Source organism: Pseudomonas sp. DF5 (assembly GCF_058148225.1).
This window is the reverse complement of the sequence record NZ_JBYVYM010000002.1, coordinates 334,529-353,182: the sequence shown is the minus strand read 5'-3', so window position 1 is coordinate 353,182 and position 18,654 is coordinate 334,529. Positions and strand designations below refer to the sequence as shown.

The window sequence follows — 18,654 nt, the reverse complement described above, 5'->3', positions numbered from 1 at the left end:
TGGGCCGTGTCGGTTTTGCACATCCTCTTGTTTATTTCCCCGCGTGCAACACCTGCATTTGCGGCATCGCCGAAGAGTGGTGGTTGAGAATCTTCCACTGACCGCCCACCTGCTCATAAACGAAGGTGTAGCGCGCCTGCACCTGGCGGGTCTTGCCATCGGATTCGGTCAACGTAAAGGTGTAGACGCCACTGTCCATGGCCACGTTGGCGCCCAATGGGCGGATCTCACGGAAGTTGATCTGCCCTACCGGCTTGAGCGCCATGAAGTGATCGAAGTAGTCCTTGATCTGTGCCGGCGTGGTGCGCACCTGATTGGAAACCGTCGGTTGCAGCACCGCGTTCGGCGCATACAGGTCGACCACGCTCTGGACGTTGCCGCTCTTCAAGGCACTGTTCCAGTGATCAAACAGGGCGGCGATTTCACGATCCTTAACGTTGGTGGGCTGCTGCGCCACGCTGCTGTAAACGTAAGGGACTGCCTCTAATGCCTGAGCCAGCGGCGCGGTCAAGGCGAAAAACAGGGCGATGGCCGAGGTCTTGAATTTCATTGCGCTACTCCAATGGTGGTCGATGGGCACATCGTGCCCCCCGGCACGCGACCCGCCATCGGCCAACCGGAGCCATTTGCCTATGCCATTCGGCAGATAGCGCCCTGCCCCGCTAACAAGGTTTAATGACGCCCCAACCCGAACGGGCGTGCCCGCGCCGGAACCTGCCCCCATGCAAAACCCTGATCATGACCCCGGTAGCGCCCTGGCCATTCGCACTCAATATCGGCAATCGCAAAGTCGCGCCGCGCGGCTGCGGCTGCTGGTGGATACTGGCCAGGAGCTGACCCAACTGGCTCCCGAGGCCATGCGCCAACGGGTGCTGCAACGGGCCTGCGCCTTCCTGGCGATGGACCATGCGCTACTGCTGGAATGGGACATGGATGCGCAGGTCCGGACCACCGCCAGTCAAGGCAGCCGTGATCGTTTGCACAGCCTCGAGCACCTCGCCGACACCGCGATGTGCGCACCGCAATGGCAGGAACAGCCGAGCGCGGATCTGCCCAATGTGTTGCGGGTGCCTTTACGCGGTGGCGATGGTGCCGCCTTCGGTGCGTTGGTGTTGGCCAACAGTGTCAGCATCAGCGCACCGGACACCGAAGACCTCGAATCCCTGCAATTGCTCGCCACCCTGCTCGCCGCGCACCTGGAAAACCAGCGCTTGCTCGACGCATTGGTGACCCGCGAGCGCACCATGTCCGATCTGGTCCACCGACTGTTCCGGGCACAGGAAGACGAACGCAAACGCATGGCCTACGACCTGCACGACGGCCTGGCACAAACCCTCGCCGGGCTGCATCAGCGCCTGCAAGGTTTTGCCGGTCGCTGCCCGTCACTGCCCGACGAACTCGGCGCGGACTTACAGACGATTCTTGAACTGGCCCAACATTGCGTCGGTGAAGGCCGACAATTGATCCGTGGCCTGCGTCCTACGGTGCTCGACGACTTTGGCTTGCTGAAGGCGGTCGACAAGGAGGCCGATCGCCTGCGCGAGGCCGGGATCAAGGTGAGCTGGAACGCGCGTTGCGAAGCACGTCTACCCAGCCAGGTGGAAATCGCCCTGTTCAGGATTGCCCAGGAAGGCATCAACAATATTCTCAAACATGCGCAGGCCTGCCATGTCGTGCTGGCACTGGAACTGCGCGAAGGACAAGCCTCGCTGCGAGTGGACGATAACGGCCAGGGTTTTGCCATGGAACAATCCCTCGACACCTGCGGCGCCCGGCACCTGGGGCTTGCCGCGATGCAGGAACGCGCGAGCCTGCTGGGCGGTGAGTTCTCGTGCATCAGCCATGCCCACGGCGGAACGCAACTGCGCGCTACCGTCCCCTCGGGCCAGAATGGAATCCCTCAATGACTGACGCTATACGACTGGTGGTCGCGGACGATCATGAAGTCACGCGCACCGGCTTCGTCTCGTTGCTCGCCGGCCTGGCACAATTCGAAGTGGTCGGCCAGGCGTGCAATGGCCAGGAAGCACTGGATCTATGTGAACGTCTTTTGCCCGACATCGTCATCCTCGATATCCGCATGCCAGTGCTCAATGGGCTGGGCGCGGCACGCCTGCTTCAAGAGCGCCTGCCGACGGTGAAAGTGATGATGTTCACCATGGACGACAGTCCCGATCACCTTGAGGCCGCCATGAACGCCGGCGCCGTGGGCTATCTGCTCAAGGATGCCAGCCGTCATGAAGTGATTGACGCGTTGCAACGTGTCGCCGGCGGCGAGCAAGCCCTCAACAGTTCAGTCAGCGCGCAACTGTTGCGCCGCCTGACCGAGCGCAACGCCAGCGGCGCCGCGCCCGTCACATTGACCCCACGGGAACGCCAGGTGTTGGGGCTGGTGGCCAGCGGCATGAGCAACCGTGAAATCGGCGAAAAACTCGGCATCACCACCGGCACGGCCAAAGCCCACGTGGAACGGGTCATCGGCAAACTCGGTGCCGCCGACCGCACCCAGGCCGCTGTGCGTGGCATTGCGCTGGGTCTGGTGACCCAGTCATGAAAGCGTCAAACGCCCGCCGCTGGGCCGATCTGCCGTTACGCGGCAAAGCCCTCGTGGTGATTTCCCTGCCGTTGGTGATTCTGTTGCTCTCGCTGGTGCTGATCTACACCACCGAACGACAGACCGCGCGCGCGGAAGAGGACGTGCGCCGCGTGCTGCTGGTGCAAGGCGATATTCAGGCGGTGCACACCCTGCTCGCCGAGGCCGCCGCCAGCGTGCGCGGCTATCTGCTGACCCATCGCGAGGATTTCCTGCCGGGTTACCGGCAAGCCAAGCCCTTGATCGAATCGGCCCTGCAGCGGCTCGACCGCAACGTTCGCGATCAGCGGGTGCGTAAACATCTGGAGGCGATCACGCCGCTGATCGACACCAAGGTCGAAGGTCTGGTTGAACTGCTCGATGATCGCAACGCAACCCCAGAGTCGATCACCACGATCCTGATCAACAACAAACATGTCCTCGACGAATTACGCGAACGCATCAGCGCCATGCGCACCCTTGAGGACACCCTGCTGGCCGAGCGCACCGCAGCGGCGGCCTCCACTCGACAGCGATTGCTGTTCTCCACGCTGTTGGCCGCCGTTTGCGGGTTGTTCGGCGCCATTGTCGCGGTGCTGTTCCTGTCCAAAGGCATCGTCGCCCGGGTGCAGCAGGTCCAGGGTAACGCCCAACGGCTGGCACTCGGTCAGCCGTTGCTGCCGCAACCGCCGGAGAACGATGAGATCGGTCAATTGGGCACGCGCCTGGTCGAGGCCGGGCTGTTACTGGCCGAACGTGAACGAGCCTTGCGCGACAACGAAGAACGCTTGCGGCTGATCATCGACGGGGTGAAGGACTACGGTATTTTCGCCCTCGACACACGCGGCTTCGTCACCAGTTGGAATGCCGGCGCCGAACGGATCAAGGGCTACACCGAACAAGAGATCGTCGGCCAGCATTTCTCGGTGTTTTATCTGCCGCAAGAATGTCCGCAGCATCCCGACATGGCACTGCGCGAGGCCACACGCAATGGTCATTACATGGAAGAGGCCTGGCGTTGCCGCAAGGATGGCAGCCGCTTCTGGGCCAGCGTGGTGATTACCGCGCAGTACGACAGCAGCGGCGCCCTGCGCGGGTTCTCCAAGATCACCCGCGACATCACCGATCGCCGTGTTGCCGAGATCGCGCTAAGTACTGCGCGGGAAGAAGCAGAACGCGCCAGCCGCGCCAAAAGCGAGTTTCTGTCGCGCATGAGCCACGAACTGCGTACTCCGCTCAACTCGATTCTCGGCTTCGCGCAACTGCTGGATATGGATTCGCCCAAAGGGCAGCGGGCGCAGATCGGTCACATCCTGCGGGCCGGGCAACACCTGCTGACCCTGATCAACGAAGTGCTGGACATCGCCAAGATCGAGGCCGGGCGCCTGCCACTCAACGTTGAAGCCGTGCCTTTGGCGGTGGTGCTGCAAGAAGCCCTGACGCTAGTGTCGCCCATGGCCTGCGACGCCGGCATTCGACTGGTGGAACTGCCGATGCTGGCCGCCGACAGCGGGATCGTCGCCGATCGGCAACGGCTGGTTCAGGTGCTGCTGAACCTGTTGTCCAACGCGATCAAATACAACCGGCCCCGGGGCCAGGTGCACATTGAGGTCAGGGTTCATCAACAACGAATTGCGGTATCGGTCTGCGATACCGGCAAGGGCATTGCAGCTGATCGGCAGGACCAACTGTTCAAGCCGTTCGAGCGCCTGGAGACCGACCCGAACGTGGAAGGCACGGGCCTCGGCCTGGCATTGAGCAAGAGCCTGCTGGAAATGATGAACGGCAGCCTGACCGTCAAAAGCCAGCCCGGCAACGGCTCCAGTTTCACCCTGGAACTGCCCTTCGAGCGATTGCCGTCAACCACTGAGCCACCTGCAGCACTGATCAGCCCGCCAACCGCAACGCCCGCCCTCGCCGCCCCCGATTACCAGGGCAAAGTGCTGTGCATCGAAGACAATCTGTCGAGCCTGGCCCTGATCGAAACCCTGCTGCAACGACGGCCACACATCCAGTTGCTCTCAAGCATGCAGGGGCAAATGGGCCTGGACCTGGCCCGGCAACATGCACCGCAGCTGATTTTGCTGGATGTAGCGCTTCCGGATCTTGATGGTTTCAACGTTCTGCAGCGCTTGCGCCTGTCCTCCAGCACCCGCGCCACGCCCGTGCTGATGATCACCGCTGATGCCAGCGACCTCACTCACCAGGCCTTGCTGGAAGCAGGAGCGACCGCGGTGCTGACCAAGCCGATTCATATTCCTTCATTCCTCGCCCATCTTGACCAGCACCTACCGGAGCCCGTGTGAACACCGACCTGCGCATTCTGATCATCGACGACCAGCGACCCAACCTCGATTTGATGGAGCAGTTGCTGGTCCGCGAAGGACTGACCAATGTACTGAGCAGCACCCAGCCGCTGCGAACCCTGGACCTGTTCAACAGCTTCGAGCCAGACCTGGTCATTCTCGACCTGCACATGCCGGAGTTCGACGGCTTTGCCGTGCTCGAACAGCTCAACCGGCGCATTCCAGCCGGCGAATACCTGCCGATCCTCGTGCTCACCGCCGACGCCACCCGCGATACCCGCCTACGCGCGCTGGCCCTGGGGGCCAAGGACTTCATCAGCAAGCCATTAGACGCCCTGGAAACCATGCTGCGGGTCTGGAACCTGCTAGAGACCCGCGCACTGTATAAAGCCCTGCGCACGCTGGTCCCTGCGGATCAAATCGAGTTGCTGCGTCAGTTAAGGCCGCAGCCAGTTAGCTGATTGCAGGGGCGGAATCACTGACGATTTACCGCTGAAAGCCAGGTTGCGTGGCTGGCTCGGCGTCCTCACGGCTGGCGGCTGCAGAAAGCCCAGCAAGGCCCGCTGCGTGTCATGCCAGGCCGTGGGGTGTTCCATGTCGAGGAAATGCCCGGTGTTCTCGATGGTCTGAAACTGCGCCTTGCGGGTATGCGCCGCAAACAGACGGGCGTCTTCCACCGAGGTGTACTCGTCCCATTCACCGTTGATAAACAGCAGCGGGACTTCGATGGCATCGGCACAGGACACGTAGCAGTGGGTGTCCTGGGTCAGCACCTCATTGACGTGAAAATGCATCTGCCGGTATTCGTGTTCGTCCAGGCTGCTGACATGACGCTCATTGAATCGCTTGAACAGCGACGGCAGGTGCTTGCCGATCGTTCCGTTGATCAAACGCCCGACATTGCGTCGATCACAGGCCTGAAGAAAGTGCCGTCCGCTCTCCAGATACTCGCGCATCGGCGTATTGATTCGCGCGGCGAATGAGCTGATCACCGCCTTTTCGATCCGGCGTGGCCGCTGGGCCAGCGCTACCAAGGTTGCCGCGCCACCCCAGGAAAAGGACAGCACATGCTGGGCGCGAAAGTGCTCGATCAACTCCAGCAGTATTTCGGCCTCGTCTTCCTTGCGGATCGGTTGGTCATGCCGGTTGTGTTGTTTCGATTGACCGGCGTAGGGCTGATCGTAGAGGACCACATTGAAGCGTGGCCGCAGGTAACGCACCGTTTGCGCAAAGGATGCGGTCGTTGCCAGCGAGCCATTGACCAGAATGATCGTCTTGTCAGCAGCGGCGTTGAGATAGTGCTCGGTATAAACCTTGTACTTTTTACCAATCTCGACGATGGCAGTTTTCGGCATCATTTCATTCTATTCCTTGAACAAATTGGACCAGACACACAGCGTAGATCGACTATCCGGCTTCCTCCGGGCAAGCCTGACAGCACAAACCAGCGACAACGGTACAAGGGCGCTGAGATGAACGCCATGACCAATGAGTCACAACCCGACCAGCGGTTTCCAGTTAAGCAGGAATTCTTCCATGTGCAAGCTCGCAAGCTTGAAAGTGGCTGCCCAGACGCTCCGCTGGCATCAGCCTATGCTTGTTGAGTGCCCCACCCTTTTCATCTGCCCAACAAGGAGTTGAAAAATGTCGCTGACGCTTTACTACCATCCGCTGGCGTCGTACTGCCACAAAGTGCTCATCGCGCTCTACGAAAACGGCATCGAGTTCGACAGAAGAATCATCGATCTCACGGATGCTGCCGACCGTGCAGAGCTTCAGGCATTGTGGCCAATCGGAAAATTCCCGGTACTTCGCGATCATGCTCATCAACGTAATCTGCCGGAGTCCAGCGTCATCATCGAGTACCTGGATCGCCTGTATCCAGGTGAACAACGCCTGGTTCCGGATGATTGGGAGACCTCGCTGGAGGTGCGGTTATGGGACCGGTTTTTCGACAATTATCTACAAACGCCGGTCCAACAGATTGTCAGTGATCGGATACACGCGACCAACGGTGATTTGACCAGGGAACGGGCCACGCTTGCGACGGCGTACAGCATGCTCGAGCGCCGGATGGCGTCCAGAATCTGGGTGGCCAGCCCGGACTTCAGCCTGGCCGATTGCGCCGCCGCCCCGGCGCTGTTCTATGCCTGCACACTGGTGCCGTTCCCCGACGACTACCAGCACTTGAGCGCCTATTTCGACCGGTTGATCCAGCGACCGTCATTCCTGCGGGTGATCGACGAAGCCAGGCCCTGGTTTTCGCTCTACCCGTTTGCCGATCGCCTTGCACAACGGTTTCGTGAGACGCCGGATAATGCATGACCAGTCATTGGCCGTAACGTGATCTGTAGACAACCCTGCGTTTGCAATGTTGCTGGAGGGGATTCGCAAAGCCGTGCAGGAGGGATGGGGGTCGTAGGAGGTGCGCTTACGACTGGCGGATTACCGTTGCGCCAACTCATGCCGGATGCATTGTTCGTAATACGTTTGCCTGATGCCGGCAGGCTTGAGGCGCGAAGGGCTGTTATAGGTTTGCTCCGTGATGCCCATGGCCGTCATGCGCATCCACGGTCGGGGAAACTTGCGCGATTGCAGCTTCTTGCGTGCTCCGTAAAGCGTGAGCCCTGACAGTTTCGAGGCTTGCGCGCCCTCGGCTATTTCCGAGCCCCAGCTGCATACATAGCGAGAGTTCTTGCTCAGTTCCTTTGCCTGGGCTCCGAATGAGATAGCCACCAGGACAAACGTTGCAGTCATCCATACCAAAGTCCGCATATCGCCAATGCCTAACTTGCTGAAAAGAAAGCAAGTTTGACAACGAACCGAAAATCGGGGGGCCAGCAGTTTGCCTCATTTCATCGCTGATTCTCTTTCCCAGGCCCGATGTAAAAGATCGATGACCTCTTCATCCGACGTCTGAGTGAAGTCCGTGTACCAATAGCCGATCGATACCAGCCAATCGGGGGTGAGCGGGCAAATCAGCTCGTCCACTTCGTCACGCAGCGCCTCTGCCGTTTCCATGGGGGCCAACGGCACGGCAACGACGATGCGAGACGGCGCTTGCAGGCGCACGGCCTGTATCGCGGCCATCATCGTGGCCCCTGTCGCCAGGCCGTCGTCGATCAGAATTACCACCTGATCCTTGAGTGCCAAAGGCTCGCGGGATGCCCGGAATAGCTGCTCGCGACGCAACATTTCCTGCGTTTCCTTCGCCACCACAGCGTCGAGCGTACGCTGGTCGATGCCATTAGCCCGCAGCGCATCGTCATTGACGATTTGAATGCCACCGCTGGCGATAGCGCCCATGGCGAATTCCTGGTGGGACGGCACGCCCAGCTTGCGGACCAGCATCAGGTCCAGGCGAACCTCCAGGGCCGTGGCCACTTCATAGGCGACCGGCACGCCGCCACGGGGTAAGGCCAGGACAATGACATCGGCTCTTTTAGCGTATTTAAGCAACGGTTCCACCAGGCTTCGGCCGGCATCAACCCGGTCATTCAAGATGGTTTGCAATGAAGGACTGTGATTCATCTGAAAACCTCCCTGGGGCGGGAACCCCGAAACGGGCAAGTCAATTTCGCCAAGGATGCTTGCGACTACACCGCCAGAATGCTGCAAGGCACCTGATACAGAATATGTTCGGTCGTGCTGCCGAGCAGTTTCTCCAGGCTGCCGTACTGTGTTCTGCCCATCACGATCACATCTATCTGGTGTTCGTGGGCGAACTCACTCAGCGCCGACACCGGATGCCCCGTGATGAAATGCCGGCATTCAGCGGGCACGCCGAACCGGGCGGCCAACTTGAGGAATGAGGTTTCCAGGTCCTTGCGCAATTCCCGGGTAAGCTCCGATAGCGTCAGGCCACCACCCAGATCCGCCAGAAAAGCGGCCGGAATGTCACATGCGTACAGCAGATGCAACTCGGCATTGCATTGCAGCGCAAGGGCAGACGCCTGCAGGATAATCCGGTCATTGAGTTCGCTGTTCGAAGGCTCGGTATCGACAACATCAACCGCGGCCACCACCTTCTGCGGCAAGGCATGGCTTTCGGCGCCCACCAGATAGACCGGCACCGGACAATGGCGCAACAAACGCCAGTCCAGCGGCGTAAAGAACGCGCGCTTGAGCACGGGCTCATGCTGGACTTGCTTGATCAACAGATCGGGGTGCATTTCCGTGACGTGATCAAGGATGTCCTGGCGCATGTTGTCGGCCCAGGCGACCTCGGTTGTCACCTCGATTCCCCTGCCCTGCATTTTTTCCGCCTGTTCCTTGAGCCAGTCGCGGTGTTCCTGCAGGTAGCTCGCCCGAGCCACTTTCCGGTCGCCCTCTTCAAGTAACGACAGAATGTCCAACGAGGGGATCAGCGCAGCAATATGCAAACTCGCCCCACTGGCCTTGGCCACGGCAGCGGCATGGTTGAGCGCGGGAGACTGGCGCAGGAGCGGGTTGATGATCAGTAATAACCGTTGATACTGGCTCATGATCTGACTCCGGACAGCGATGGCGTTTTCGCCAGGTCAGCAACCCGGCTTCAGCCCAGACTCCCTCCTTAAAGTCTCTTGGGCCTTGATTTATATCAATCCCCTGTGGGCGTCATTGAAGGTGCCCACTTGGGAAAGAATAGTTCACAACGGTGTTGTGGAAATGCCCACCGGATGGTCGATGGCTCGGGTTTGTTTGTGACTCAAGAATCGGTCACCCAGTCCCAAGAACAAACAACTCCAACATGGCCTCGACAGCATGCACCCGCAAAGACTGACCCTGCACAATGAGTTGCACGCGCGCCCTTCGCTGTATTTCGACGAACCCGCCCACGTGTTTCATCTGGCGTTTCTGGCTAATGACGGGCAATGCGACACCCTGCTGAGTCGTTGCTGCCCCGGCCCCGTCGACCCGGATGCGGCACAGGGCATCACCCGGCTGGAGGGGCATGCCTTGAAGTGGGAGCGGCACGCGGAGTTCCTGACGCTGACACTGGTGGTGCCTTCTTCCAGTCAGGAGCCTGACTGGAGCCAGCCCCCCAAGACCTTGATGGACCGCGTCGAACCCTTCATGCAGCACGTGATCAACGCCGTGCAGATTGTGGTGCGCAACGATGCGTCGTTTTCCGGCGATCTGTCGGCTTATGGATTCAAAGACCCTTGCGGCTCATGCATAGGCGGTGGCGATGCGACGGTCTGGAGCGATTTTCGCCTGAGCGAGGACGGCACCAACCGTTTCCTGTTCGTCAACAAGCGCCTGAATGCCTATCGCCAAGGCCGGATGATCCGCCGCCTGCTGGAAATCGAAACCTACCGCATGATGGCGTCGCTTTCCCTTACCACCGCGAAAACCTTGAGCGCTCAGCTCAACGTCTTCGATAAGACATTGGTCAACCTTTCGGAACGTAACGCCGGCCCCGATACCGGCAATGCGAAAGCGTTGTTGACTGATATCGCCAGTCTGTCAGCGCAAGTGGTCAGCAGCACCGCGAAAACCCGACACCGCTTCAGCGCCACCCAAGCGTATGCCCAGCTGGTTTTCGAGCGTTTGGGCGAACTCAGGGAAACTCACGTGGGCGATTGCCAGCGACTGGGGATCTTCATCGAAAGGCGATTCAAACCCACCGTCAGGTACTGTGACGTCACCGAACAACGCCTGGAGCAACTGGCCAAGAGTGTGGCCAACCTCGGGGATCTGCTGCAGGCCCGGGTACAGGTTGAGATGGAAGAACAGAATTCGGAAATCCTGAAAAGCCTGAACGCCCGCGCCGATACCCAAATCAAAATCCAGCGCGCGGTCGAAGGCTTGTCGATTATCGCCATCACCTATTATTTGCTGAGCCTGTTCAAGCTGTTCTACTCAGGCCTGCACACCCTGGGCGCGGACATTTCCGCGCGGGACGCCATGCTGGCCATGACCCCGCTCGCACTGTGCATCCTGCTGTTTATTTTGATCAGGATCAGAAAGGCCAAAGAACACTGATCAATCGGTTGGCGGCGTTCAAGGCTTGCGCAACAGGTAGGTATCCATGATCCACCCGTTGGCCAACCGCGCCGCCTTGCGCACCCGCTCAATTTCATCGGCCACGTCTTTGAGCTTGCCGCTGATCAGGATTTCATCCGGCGTCCCCAGATAAGCGCCCCAATAAATCTCTGTCTCCTGATCAGCCACGTGATGGTAGGCATCTTGCGCATCCAGCATCACCACTAGGCTGTCGGCATCGCTTACTTGGCCGGCCGCCAGCCGTCGACCGGTGGTGATTTCAACTGAGCGACCGATGCTGTTCAGCGGCACTTTATGTTGCGCCGCCAACGCCTGCACGCTGGTGATGCCGGGGATCACCTCGAATTCGAACAGACAACGACCGGACGCCAGAATCGCCTGCAGAATGCGAATGGTGCTGTCATACAACGCCGGATCGCCCCACACCAGAAAACCGGCGCACTGATCGTCGGTCATTTCCTCATTGATCAACCGCTCGAACGTCTGCTGCTTGGCACGGTTCAGGTCTTCGACGATGGCGTTGTAATCCACATCCCCGCGCTCACGCTCCGGGCTGTGGGCTTCAACGAAGCGGTAGTCGTGATCGGTGATGTAGCGCTCGCAGAGCTCGCGGCGCAGGTCGATCAGTTTGTCTTTGCTCTGGCCTTTGTCCATGAGGAAAAACACGTCGACCCGGTTCAGCGCTTTCACCGCCTGCATCGTGATGTAGTCGGGATTGCCCGCGCCGACACCGATAACCAGAAGTTTTTTCATCACAGCACTCCTTCAGGGTCCATGCCCGTCAAGCGTAACCGCCAGCGACCGTTGAACCGCAACTCGACGGCCGACAACGGTTCGACATCGATCTGGTTGAACCCGGTGCCCTGCAACACCTGCATCAGCGCGGCGCGAATGACAAACGGATGGGTGATGGCAACGATATGCTCCGGTGTCGCCTCAAGGGTCTTCAACCACGCGGCTACCCGCTCGCCGAGCTGCGCCACCGATTCTCCCCCGTGGGGCGCCGACGTCGGGTCGCTGAGCCAGGCCTGGAGCGTCTCGGGTTCGGATGTTTGCAAGTCGTCGATCGACGTGCCTTGCCAGCGTCCGAAATCGCAATCCCCCAGTGCCGTGACAATCTCCACGTTGTCGCCAAACAGCTCAGCGGTTTGCCGGGTCCGCAGTTCAGGGCCGCAGAGTAAACGGGGGGCTCGCTTGAACAGACGACAGCGCGAGCCCTTCGCCGATTGCCAATCCATTTCCACGGGTTCATTCGTAGGAAAACGCGCCAGTTTCTGTGCGACGGTTCGAGCATGACAAATCAGGGTCAAGCGGGTTGCCTGCACGAAGGTTCTCTCTGTCGATGGGATAAAAGATGGCACGATGCCGCGCATTGTGCCGCAAGTAACGCACTCTGAGCGCCTTCCTCGTAGCAGCTGCTACGGTTGAGCTCGAAGTGCCCATTTTATCCCTGAGAAGTGTCGATATCTCACTTCCCTATGGGCGATGTCCTACAAGACCCGTCGACATCCACGTAACCCCAACTACACGGGGGTTTCGCCCCATTTTAGTGCTTTGAAAATCCACGCAAAAATTCACTAGACATGTAGCGCACGTTACATAAATACTATTTTAGCGATTTATGAAATGAAACCGACACACCCATCCAGCAGGAGCCCGGATGCCCCCTCTCAGAGACCTGATCACCGATCCCGGCCTGGACTTCACGCCGTCGGAACGCAAAGTCATCCGTGCCTTGCTGGACCAGTACCCGCGTAACGGACTGGGCCCGATGTCACGTCTGGCTGAACATGCCGGTGTCAGCGATCCGACCATCGTGCGGCTGGTAAAAAAACTGGGTTTCAGCGGTTACGCCGATTTTCAGGAAGCCTTGCTCAGTGACATGGATCACCGCCTGCGCTCCCCCAGCACCCTGTTGCAGCCCCGCGCCCAACTCAAAAAAGATGACCCCTGGAGCCATTATCTGGCAGACAGTCATCGGGCACTGGTAGAAACCCAGGCGCTGACCCAGCCTGAAGATGTGCGGATTCTGGTGGAGTGGCTGCTCGACACCCGCCATCAGGTCCACTGCTTTGGCGGTCGCTTCAGCAGTTTCCTAGCCAACTATTTGCTCAATCACCTGCGCCTGTTGCGGCCCGGCTGTTTCGCCCTGGAAGACAACGCCCAGTTACCGGACCGGTTGTTTGACGTGCAGCGTCAGGACGTATTGCTGGTGTTCGACTATCGCCGCTATCAGTCCCAAGCCCTGCGGGTCGCCAATGCCGCTAAGAGCCGACATGCGCGCGTCGTGCTGTTCACCGACATCTACGCATCACCGCTGCGGGAAATAGCCGACCTGATCATCAGCGCACCGGTGGAATCGGCGTCGGCCTTCGACTCGATAGTGCCGGCGCTGGCCCAGGTTGAAGCACTGATTGCCTGCCTGACCCTGCGCAGCCCCGATCTGGCCGATCGCCTGGAAGGCATCGATGCCCTGCGAGCCGACTTCGACACTCACCTGCTGGAGGATAAATAAGGATGTTCATGCTCCCCCACCATTCGCCCCGGGACTTGCCGTTTGCCGCCGACCACACCGCGCTGTTGCTGGTGGACATGCAACGTGCCTGGCTCGAACCGCAGTTCGATCCGCACCTCAACGAGCCGGATGCCGACTACTTCCTGACCCGCGCCCGCACGCAGGTGGTGCCCAATCAGCGCAAGTTGCTCAATGGGTTTCGCAGCGCCCGGCAAAACGTGTTGCACACGCTCATCGAAAGCCTCACCGCCGATGGCCGCGACCGTTCGCTGGACCACAAACTCTCGGATATGCACCTGCCCAAGGGCAGCCCGCAAGCACGGATCATCGATGAGCTGACGCCGACCGAAAACGAAATCGTGCTGCCCAAGACCTCTTCCGGGGTGTTCAACTCCACCAACATCGACTACGTGCTGCGTAACCTTGAAACCCGCCACCTGATCATCGCCGGCATCGTCACCGACCAATGCGTCGACATGGCCGTGCGCGATGCCGCCGACCGCGGCTACCTGGTAACGCTGGTCGAAGATGCCTGCGCCACCTACACCGAACAACGGCATCACGCCTGCCTGAACGCCATCAAGGGCTACTGCTGGATCACCGACACCCAGACCGTGCTCGGCCGGTTGCAGGAGATGCAGCCATGAGCGAACGCCTGTCACCACTCCCCATGACCACCATTGTCACCACCGACCTGATCGGCGTGACGCGCGGCCGGTCCTTCCCCACCGATGAGCTCGATGCCTATCAAGTAGCCGGTTGCGGCTGGGTACCGGCCAACAGCGCCCTGACCCCGCAAGACATCATCGCCTCCAGCAACCCTTGGGGCGCTTATGGGGATTTACGGCTGATTCCCGACTTGAGCAGCCGGGTGACCGTCAACAACGGCCCGGATGCCACTGCCCCGGCGCTGGACTTCATTCACGGCGACATTCGCGAAACCGATGGTCGTCCTTGGGGCGCCTGCCCGCGCACGCTGTTGCGCAATGAAGTGGAGCGCTATCGCGACGAGTTAGGGTTGCAGATCAACGCCGCATTCGAACATGAATTCAATCTCGACAGCGGCGCGGCGGAGCACTTGGCGTTCTCCCTGGAAGCCCAGCGCCAGGGCGCCGGGTTCGGCGGTTGGCTGCTCAGTGCACTGCGTGCCGGCGGTGTGGAGCCGGAAATGTTCCTGCCGGAATACGGCAAGCACCAATATGAGATCACCTGTCGCCCGGCCCTTGGTGTCGCCGCTGCCGACCGCGCGGTGAACGTGCGCGAGATCACCCGTGAGATCGCCCGGCAAATGGGCCTTGATGTAAGTTTCGCCCCCAAGACATCCGAGCATGCCGTGTGCAATGGCGTGCACTTACACGTGAGCCTGCAGGACCTGGCCGGTCAACCGGTGATGTATGACGCCGACACCAGCAACGGCCTGTCGACCCTCGGCCGGCATTGGGCCGCCGGTGTTCTGCATTACTTGCCTGCGCTGTGCGCCTTCACCGCGCCGACGCCAGTGTCCTACGAACGCTTGCAGCCTCATCACTGGAGTGCTTCCTACGCCTGCCTCGGCCAACGCAACCGCGAAGCGGCGCTGCGGATTTGCCCGACCGTCAGCCTGGGCGGCAAATCCGTGGCGATGCAGTACAACCTGGAATTTCGCGCCATGGACGCCACCGCGTCCCCGCACCTGGCCATGGCTGCATTACTGATCGCCGGACGGCTGGGTATCGAGCAGCGCCTGGTGCTGAACGCGATCACCGATGAAATCCCTGACTCCCTGAACGAGGAGCAACGCCAGGCCCGGGGCATCGTCGCCCTGCCCGCGTCGCTGTCCCGGGCACTGGATTGCCTGCGCAACAGCGAGGCGCTGATCGAAGCCCTGCCGAGCGCCTTGCTGGACACCTACTTCGCCCTTAAAACCGAGGAACTGACGCTGACGGAACAGCTCTCGCCCGCCGATCGCTGTGAGCACTATGCGCGCCTGTACTGAGTCCGCCGAACTGGGCCTCTACACCCAGCCTGCGTACACCCTGAGCCGGGAAGCTTCCGAGCACCCGCTGATTCTGGTGTGTGAACACGCCAGTCGTTTTATTCCGGACGGTTTGAATGACCTGGGCCTGAGCCACGAGGCCGCCCGCGAACATATCGCCTGGGACATCGGCGCCCTGGCGCTGGCCGAAAGTTTGGCCGAAGCCTTGGGCGTGACCCTGTTGGCGGCCAATTATTCGCGGCTATTGATCGACCTCAACCGCCCGCGCCACGCGCCGGACAGCATTCCGTTGCAGAGCGAGATTTATCAGGTGCCGGGCAATCGGGATCTGGACGAGGCCACCCGGGAATACCGCCGGCAGTGCCTGTTCAAACCGTTTCATGCACGCCTGCAAACCTTGATCGACGCCCGTGTGGAGCAAAATCGGCCGGTTCGAGTGGTGGGGATTCACAGTTTCACGCCGATATATTACGGACAGCCACGATCGCTGGAAGTCGGCGTGCTGTACGGGCAGGCCAGGGAGTACGCCCAGCGAGTGATCGACGGGCTGAGCCGGCATCCATTGAAAGTCGCCGGTAATCAGCCGTACAAAGTCGATCCGCTGGGTGACATGACCGTACCGGTTCACGGCGACGCACGCGGGCTGGACTCGGTGCTGATCGAGGTCCGCAACGATTTGCTGCGCACCCCCGAGGACGTTGGTCGCTGGGTCGACTATCTGGCACCGCTGCTATAGCAACAGCTTCAAACTCGCAGCGTGCAGCTGCTTTCATATCAAGGAGAACGGCTTCATGGACATTGAAGAATTCGGCTACAAGCAAGAGTTGAAACGTAGCCTGTCACTGACAGACCTGGTGGTGTACGGGATGATCTTCATGATCCCCATCGCACCATTCGGCGTTTATGGCTACGTCAACGCCGAAGCACCGGGCATGGTGCCGCTGGCCTACATCATCGGCATGGTGGCGATGCTGTTCACCGCCCTCAGTTACGGCAGCATGGCCCGGGCCTTTCCGGTGGCAGGCTCGGTGTATTCCTACGCACAACGCGGCCTCAACCCGCATGTCGGGTTTATCGCCGGCTGGCTGATGCTGCTCGATTACTTGCTGATTCCACCGCTGCTCTATGTGTATGCGGCGATGGCACTGAATCACTTGTACCCGGACATCCCGAAAGTCGGCTTCATCCTGGCCTTTCTGGTCAGCGCCACCTTCGTCAATCTGCGGGGCATCACCTTCACCGCGCGGATGAACATCATCTTCCTGCTGGCGCAACTGGTGGTGCTGGGGATCTTCCTGTTCTACGCCTGGAATGCCTTGCACAGTGGCGGCGGTAACGGTCAGCTGACCCTGGCGCCGCTGTACAACCCCGAGACCTTCAACTTCGCCCTGCTGATGCAAGCGGTGTCGATCGCGGTGCTGTCGTTCCTCGGTTTCGATGCCATTTCGACCCTCGCCGAAGAGATCAAGGGTGATCCGGGCCGCAGCGTCGGCAAAGCAGCGTTGATTACCCTGGTGGTCATGGGAGTGATCTTTGTCGTGCAGACCTGGATTGCCACTGACCTGGCTGCCGGCCTGGGCTTCAAGTCCGCCGATACCGCGTTCTATGAAATCGCCGAAATCGCCGCTGGCAGCTGGCTGGCCACCCTCACCGCCGTGGCCACCGCGCTGGCCTGGGGTGTGGCGGTCGCCATTACCTCACAAGCGGCGGTTTCACGACTGCTGTTCGGCATGGCCCGGGACGGCAAACTGCCAAAAGTGCTGGCCAAGGTGCACCCGAAACACAACACGCCGTACTTGAGCATTTATCTGGTGGCAGTGTTGTCGCTGGTGATCTGCTACCTGTTCATCAACTCGGTGGACACCCTCACCTCCCTGGTGAACTTCGGCGCCCTGAGCGGCTTCATGCTGCTGCACCTGACCGTGATCAATTACTACTGGCGCCGGCAGCAATCCGGCCAGGTTATCCGTCACCTGATCTGCCCGGTCATAGGCTTCATCATCGTCGCGGCCATCATGTACAACATGGGCGTCGATGCACAGAAACTCGGCCTGATCTGGATTGCCCTGGGCCTGGTTTATCTGTTCTTCCTCAACAAACTGGGTGCCAGCACGGCATTGCCCGACCCAAGCAATGGCTGACAAGAAAAAGAGCAGCGTCTGACACGAATTCAGGCGACAGCCGATTTAACGCGTGGAAACCGACAGTGATAGTCAGGTTCGGTGCAACCCGCCGAACCCTTTGATACAGGAGTATGTCCATGCTGGTCTTACGTCCAGTCGAGTTAGCCGACCTGCCCCAGTTGCAGCAACTGGCGCGTGACAGTCTGGTGGGGGTCACGTCCTTGCCGGATGACACTGAACGCCTGCGCGAAAAAATTCTCGATTCCTGCGCTTCGTTCGAAAAAGACGTCGAAGGTCAGGGGCCGGAAAACTATTTCTTCGTGTTGGAAAATCTGACGACCCGGCGCCTGGTCGGCTGCTCGGAAATCCTCGCTACCGCAGGGTTCGGCGAGCCGTTCTACAGCTTGCGCAACCGCCATTTCACCAGCGCCTCGCGGGAACTGAACATCGAGCATGGAGTACCGGCGCTGTCGTTGTGCCAAGACCTGAGCGGTCACACTTTACTGCGCGGTTTCCATATCGACTCGGCGCTGGAGCGCACACCGTTTTCCGAGTTGCTGTCCCGGGCGCGGTTGCTGTTCATCGCTGCGCACAAGGCACGCTTTGCCGAAGCGGTAGTCACCGAGATCGTCGGTTACAGCGACGAACAGGGGCGATCGCCGTTCTGGGATGCACTGGGCAAGCATTTCTTCGATCTGCCTTACGTCGAGGCCGAGCGGCTTTGCGGCCTGCAGAGCCGGACATTCCTCGCCGAATTGATGCCGCAATACCCGATCTACGTGCCGATGCTGCCGCAGGCTGCACAGGATTGCATCGGCCGGATCCACCCAGATGGCCAGGAGGCCTTCGACATTTTGGAGCGCGAAGGCTTCGAGACCAACAGCTACATCGACCTGTTCGACGGCGGGCCAACACTGTACGCCCGCACCTCAAGCATTCGTTCCATCGCCCAAAGCCAGTCCGGCACGGTGCAAACGGGCTCGCCCATCGACGCCCGCGGCAGTTACCTGGTGAGCAACGATTCTTTGAAGGGCTACCGCGCCATCGTCGCCGAGCTGGACTACAGCGCCGGGCAACCTATCGCCTTGAGCGCCGAAATGTGCGCGGCCTTGAACGTGACCGACGCCAGTGCGATCCGGCTGATCGCCCTGTGAGCGGCAACCGGCCCCGAGCCC

General features: G+C 60.2%; 19 protein-coding genes. 12 read left to right on the top strand and 7 right to left on the bottom strand.

Features of this window, described 5'->3' with window-relative positions:
- Nucleotides 1-31: 31 nt before the first annotated feature.
- A complete protein-coding gene (locus AC30D7_RS03465; protein ID WP_490133050.1) occupies nt 32-550 on the bottom strand; it encodes an SgcJ/EcaC family oxidoreductase in 519 nt (172 codons plus the stop codon).
- Nucleotides 551-722: 172 nt separating this feature from the next.
- Here AC30D7_RS03465 and AC30D7_RS03460 point away from each other — a divergent pair, with 172 nt between their 5' ends.
- The 4 genes from AC30D7_RS03460 to AC30D7_RS03445 are packed head-to-tail and all read left to right on the top strand — an operon-like array spanning nt 723 to nt 5,339.
- The gene (locus AC30D7_RS03460; protein ID WP_490133049.1) at nt 723-1,907 is read left to right on the top strand and encodes a sensor histidine kinase; all 1,185 of its coding nucleotides are present in this window, start codon (nt 723-725) and stop codon (nt 1,905-1,907) included.
- Nucleotides 1,904-2,554: a response regulator gene (locus tag AC30D7_RS03455; protein WP_490133048.1), complete on the top strand. Its 651-nt coding sequence runs from the start codon at nt 1,904-1,906 to the stop codon at nt 2,552-2,554. The genes AC30D7_RS03460 and AC30D7_RS03455 overlap by 4 nt, the downstream gene beginning before the upstream one ends.
- Nucleotides 2,551-4,878: an ATP-binding protein gene (locus AC30D7_RS03450; protein WP_490133047.1), complete on the top strand. Its 2,328-nt coding sequence runs from the start codon at nt 2,551-2,553 to the stop codon at nt 4,876-4,878. The genes AC30D7_RS03455 and AC30D7_RS03450 overlap by 4 nt, the downstream gene beginning before the upstream one ends.
- Nucleotides 4,875-5,339 (top strand): response regulator, encoded by a 465-nt coding sequence (locus tag AC30D7_RS03445; protein ID WP_018928998.1) that lies wholly within the window; start codon nt 4,875-4,877, stop codon nt 5,337-5,339. The genes AC30D7_RS03450 and AC30D7_RS03445 overlap by 4 nt, the downstream gene beginning before the upstream one ends.
- Here the strand turns inward: AC30D7_RS03445 and AC30D7_RS03440 are convergent.
- A complete protein-coding gene (locus AC30D7_RS03440) occupies nt 5,316-6,236 on the bottom strand; it encodes an alpha/beta fold hydrolase (RefSeq protein ID WP_490133046.1) in 921 nt (306 codons plus the stop codon). The genes AC30D7_RS03445 and AC30D7_RS03440 overlap by 24 nt on opposite strands.
- Nucleotides 6,237-6,522: 286 nt before the next feature.
- Here AC30D7_RS03440 and AC30D7_RS03435 point away from each other — a divergent pair, with 286 nt between their 5' ends.
- The gene (locus AC30D7_RS03435) at nt 6,523-7,203 is read left to right on the top strand and encodes a glutathione S-transferase family protein (RefSeq protein ID WP_490133045.1); all 681 of its coding nucleotides are present in this window, start codon (nt 6,523-6,525) and stop codon (nt 7,201-7,203) included.
- Nucleotides 7,204-7,323: 120 nt separating this feature from the next.
- Here AC30D7_RS03435 and AC30D7_RS03430 read toward each other — a convergent pair whose 3' ends face one another.
- The 3 genes from AC30D7_RS03430 to AC30D7_RS03420 all read right to left on the bottom strand — a co-directional run bounded on the left by AC30D7_RS03430 (nt 7,324) and on the right by AC30D7_RS03420 (nt 9,362).
- Complete coding sequence (locus tag AC30D7_RS03430) at nt 7,324-7,653, bottom strand: hypothetical protein (protein ID WP_490133044.1); 330 nt, start codon at nt 7,651-7,653, stop codon at nt 7,324-7,326.
- A gap of 75 nt (nt 7,654-7,728) precedes the next feature.
- Nucleotides 7,729-8,409: a phosphoribosyltransferase gene (locus AC30D7_RS03425; protein WP_490133043.1), complete on the bottom strand. Its 681-nt coding sequence runs from the start codon at nt 8,407-8,409 to the stop codon at nt 7,729-7,731.
- A gap of 65 nt (nt 8,410-8,474) precedes the next feature.
- On the bottom strand, nt 8,475-9,362 hold the full coding sequence (locus AC30D7_RS03420) for a universal stress protein (RefSeq protein ID WP_204125377.1): 888 nt from the start codon (nt 9,360-9,362) through the stop codon (nt 8,475-8,477).
- Nucleotides 9,363-9,621: 259 nt separating this feature from the next.
- Here AC30D7_RS03420 and AC30D7_RS03415 point away from each other — a divergent pair, with 259 nt between their 5' ends.
- Complete coding sequence (locus AC30D7_RS03415; RefSeq protein WP_490133042.1) at nt 9,622-10,845, top strand: DUF3422 domain-containing protein; 1,224 nt, start codon at nt 9,622-9,624, stop codon at nt 10,843-10,845.
- Nucleotides 10,846-10,863: 18 nt separating this feature from the next.
- On the opposite strand, the gene cobF is transcribed toward AC30D7_RS03415, so the two are convergent.
- Both cobF and AC30D7_RS03405 read right to left on the bottom strand, forming a co-directional pair.
- Nucleotides 10,864-11,619 carry a precorrin-6A synthase (deacetylating) gene (gene cobF, locus AC30D7_RS03410; RefSeq protein ID WP_490133041.1) on the bottom strand — a complete coding sequence of 252 codons (756 nt, stop codon included), beginning with the start codon at nt 11,617-11,619 and terminating at the stop codon, nt 10,864-10,866.
- Nucleotides 11,619-12,191, bottom strand: a complete 573-nt coding sequence (locus tag AC30D7_RS03405) for a histidine phosphatase family protein (protein WP_490133040.1) — start codon at nt 12,189-12,191, stop codon at nt 11,619-11,621. The genes cobF and AC30D7_RS03405 overlap by 1 nt, the downstream gene beginning before the upstream one ends.
- A gap of 335 nt (nt 12,192-12,526) precedes the next feature.
- Between AC30D7_RS03405 and AC30D7_RS03400 the strand changes: the two genes are divergently transcribed.
- From AC30D7_RS03400 to AC30D7_RS03375, 6 genes are all read left to right on the top strand, one after another.
- Nucleotides 12,527-13,381, top strand: coding sequence for a MurR/RpiR family transcriptional regulator (locus tag AC30D7_RS03400; protein ID WP_490133039.1), 855 nt, complete (start codon nt 12,527-12,529; stop codon nt 13,379-13,381).
- Between the two features lie 2 nt (nt 13,382-13,383).
- On the top strand, nt 13,384-14,028 hold the full coding sequence (locus tag AC30D7_RS03395; RefSeq protein WP_490133038.1) for a cysteine hydrolase family protein: 645 nt from the start codon (nt 13,384-13,386) through the stop codon (nt 14,026-14,028).
- Nucleotides 14,025-15,356 carry a glutamine synthetase family protein gene (locus AC30D7_RS03390; protein WP_490133037.1) on the top strand — a complete coding sequence of 444 codons (1,332 nt, stop codon included), beginning with the start codon at nt 14,025-14,027 and terminating at the stop codon, nt 15,354-15,356. The genes AC30D7_RS03395 and AC30D7_RS03390 overlap by 4 nt, the downstream gene beginning before the upstream one ends.
- Nucleotides 15,340-16,092, top strand: a complete 753-nt coding sequence (locus tag AC30D7_RS03385) for an N-formylglutamate amidohydrolase (protein ID WP_490133036.1) — start codon at nt 15,340-15,342, stop codon at nt 16,090-16,092. The genes AC30D7_RS03390 and AC30D7_RS03385 overlap by 17 nt, the downstream gene beginning before the upstream one ends.
- A 55-nt stretch (nt 16,093-16,147) precedes the next feature.
- Complete coding sequence (locus AC30D7_RS03380) at nt 16,148-17,497, top strand: APC family permease (RefSeq protein WP_490133035.1); 1,350 nt, start codon at nt 16,148-16,150, stop codon at nt 17,495-17,497.
- Nucleotides 17,498-17,616: 119 nt separating this feature from the next.
- The gene (locus tag AC30D7_RS03375; protein WP_490133034.1) at nt 17,617-18,633 is read left to right on the top strand and encodes an arginine N-succinyltransferase; all 1,017 of its coding nucleotides are present in this window, start codon (nt 17,617-17,619) and stop codon (nt 18,631-18,633) included.
- Nucleotides 18,634-18,654: the final 21 nt, after the last annotated feature.

What these genes read in the sequence shown, in the direction of transcription:
- AC30D7_RS03465 (WP_490133050.1), bottom strand. Translation starts at nt 550, where the DNA reads ATGAAATTCAAGACCTCGGCCATCGCCCTGTTTTTCGCCTTGACCGCG.
- AC30D7_RS03460 (WP_490133049.1), top strand. Translation starts at nt 723, where the DNA reads ATGCAAAACCCTGATCATGACCCCGGTAGCGCCCTGGCCATTCGCACT.
- AC30D7_RS03455 (WP_490133048.1), top strand. Translation starts at nt 1,904, where the DNA reads ATGACTGACGCTATACGACTGGTGGTCGCGGACGATCATGAAGTCACG.
- AC30D7_RS03450 (WP_490133047.1), top strand. Translation starts at nt 2,551, where the DNA reads ATGAAAGCGTCAAACGCCCGCCGCTGGGCCGATCTGCCGTTACGCGGC.
- AC30D7_RS03440 (WP_490133046.1), bottom strand. Translation starts at nt 6,236, where the DNA reads ATGATGCCGAAAACTGCCATCGTCGAGATTGGTAAAAAGTACAAGGTT.
- AC30D7_RS03435 (WP_490133045.1), top strand. Translation starts at nt 6,523, where the DNA reads ATGTCGCTGACGCTTTACTACCATCCGCTGGCGTCGTACTGCCACAAA.
- AC30D7_RS03430 (WP_490133044.1), bottom strand. Translation starts at nt 7,653, where the DNA reads ATGCGGACTTTGGTATGGATGACTGCAACGTTTGTCCTGGTGGCTATC.
- AC30D7_RS03425 (WP_490133043.1), bottom strand. Translation starts at nt 8,409, where the DNA reads ATGAATCACAGTCCTTCATTGCAAACCATCTTGAATGACCGGGTTGAT.
- AC30D7_RS03420 (WP_204125377.1), bottom strand. Translation starts at nt 9,362, where the DNA reads ATGAGCCAGTATCAACGGTTATTACTGATCATCAACCCGCTCCTGCGC.
- AC30D7_RS03415 (WP_490133042.1), top strand. Translation starts at nt 9,622, where the DNA reads ATGCACCCGCAAAGACTGACCCTGCACAATGAGTTGCACGCGCGCCCT.
- cobF (WP_490133041.1), bottom strand. Translation starts at nt 11,619, where the DNA reads ATGAAAAAACTTCTGGTTATCGGTGTCGGCGCGGGCAATCCCGACTAC.
- AC30D7_RS03400 (WP_490133039.1), top strand. Translation starts at nt 12,527, where the DNA reads ATGCCCCCTCTCAGAGACCTGATCACCGATCCCGGCCTGGACTTCACG.
- AC30D7_RS03395 (WP_490133038.1), top strand. Translation starts at nt 13,384, where the DNA reads ATGTTCATGCTCCCCCACCATTCGCCCCGGGACTTGCCGTTTGCCGCC.
- AC30D7_RS03390 (WP_490133037.1), top strand. Translation starts at nt 14,025, where the DNA reads ATGAGCGAACGCCTGTCACCACTCCCCATGACCACCATTGTCACCACC.
- AC30D7_RS03385 (WP_490133036.1), top strand. Translation starts at nt 15,340, where the DNA reads ATGCGCGCCTGTACTGAGTCCGCCGAACTGGGCCTCTACACCCAGCCT.
- AC30D7_RS03380 (WP_490133035.1), top strand. Translation starts at nt 16,148, where the DNA reads ATGGACATTGAAGAATTCGGCTACAAGCAAGAGTTGAAACGTAGCCTG.
- AC30D7_RS03375 (WP_490133034.1), top strand. Translation starts at nt 17,617, where the DNA reads ATGCTGGTCTTACGTCCAGTCGAGTTAGCCGACCTGCCCCAGTTGCAG.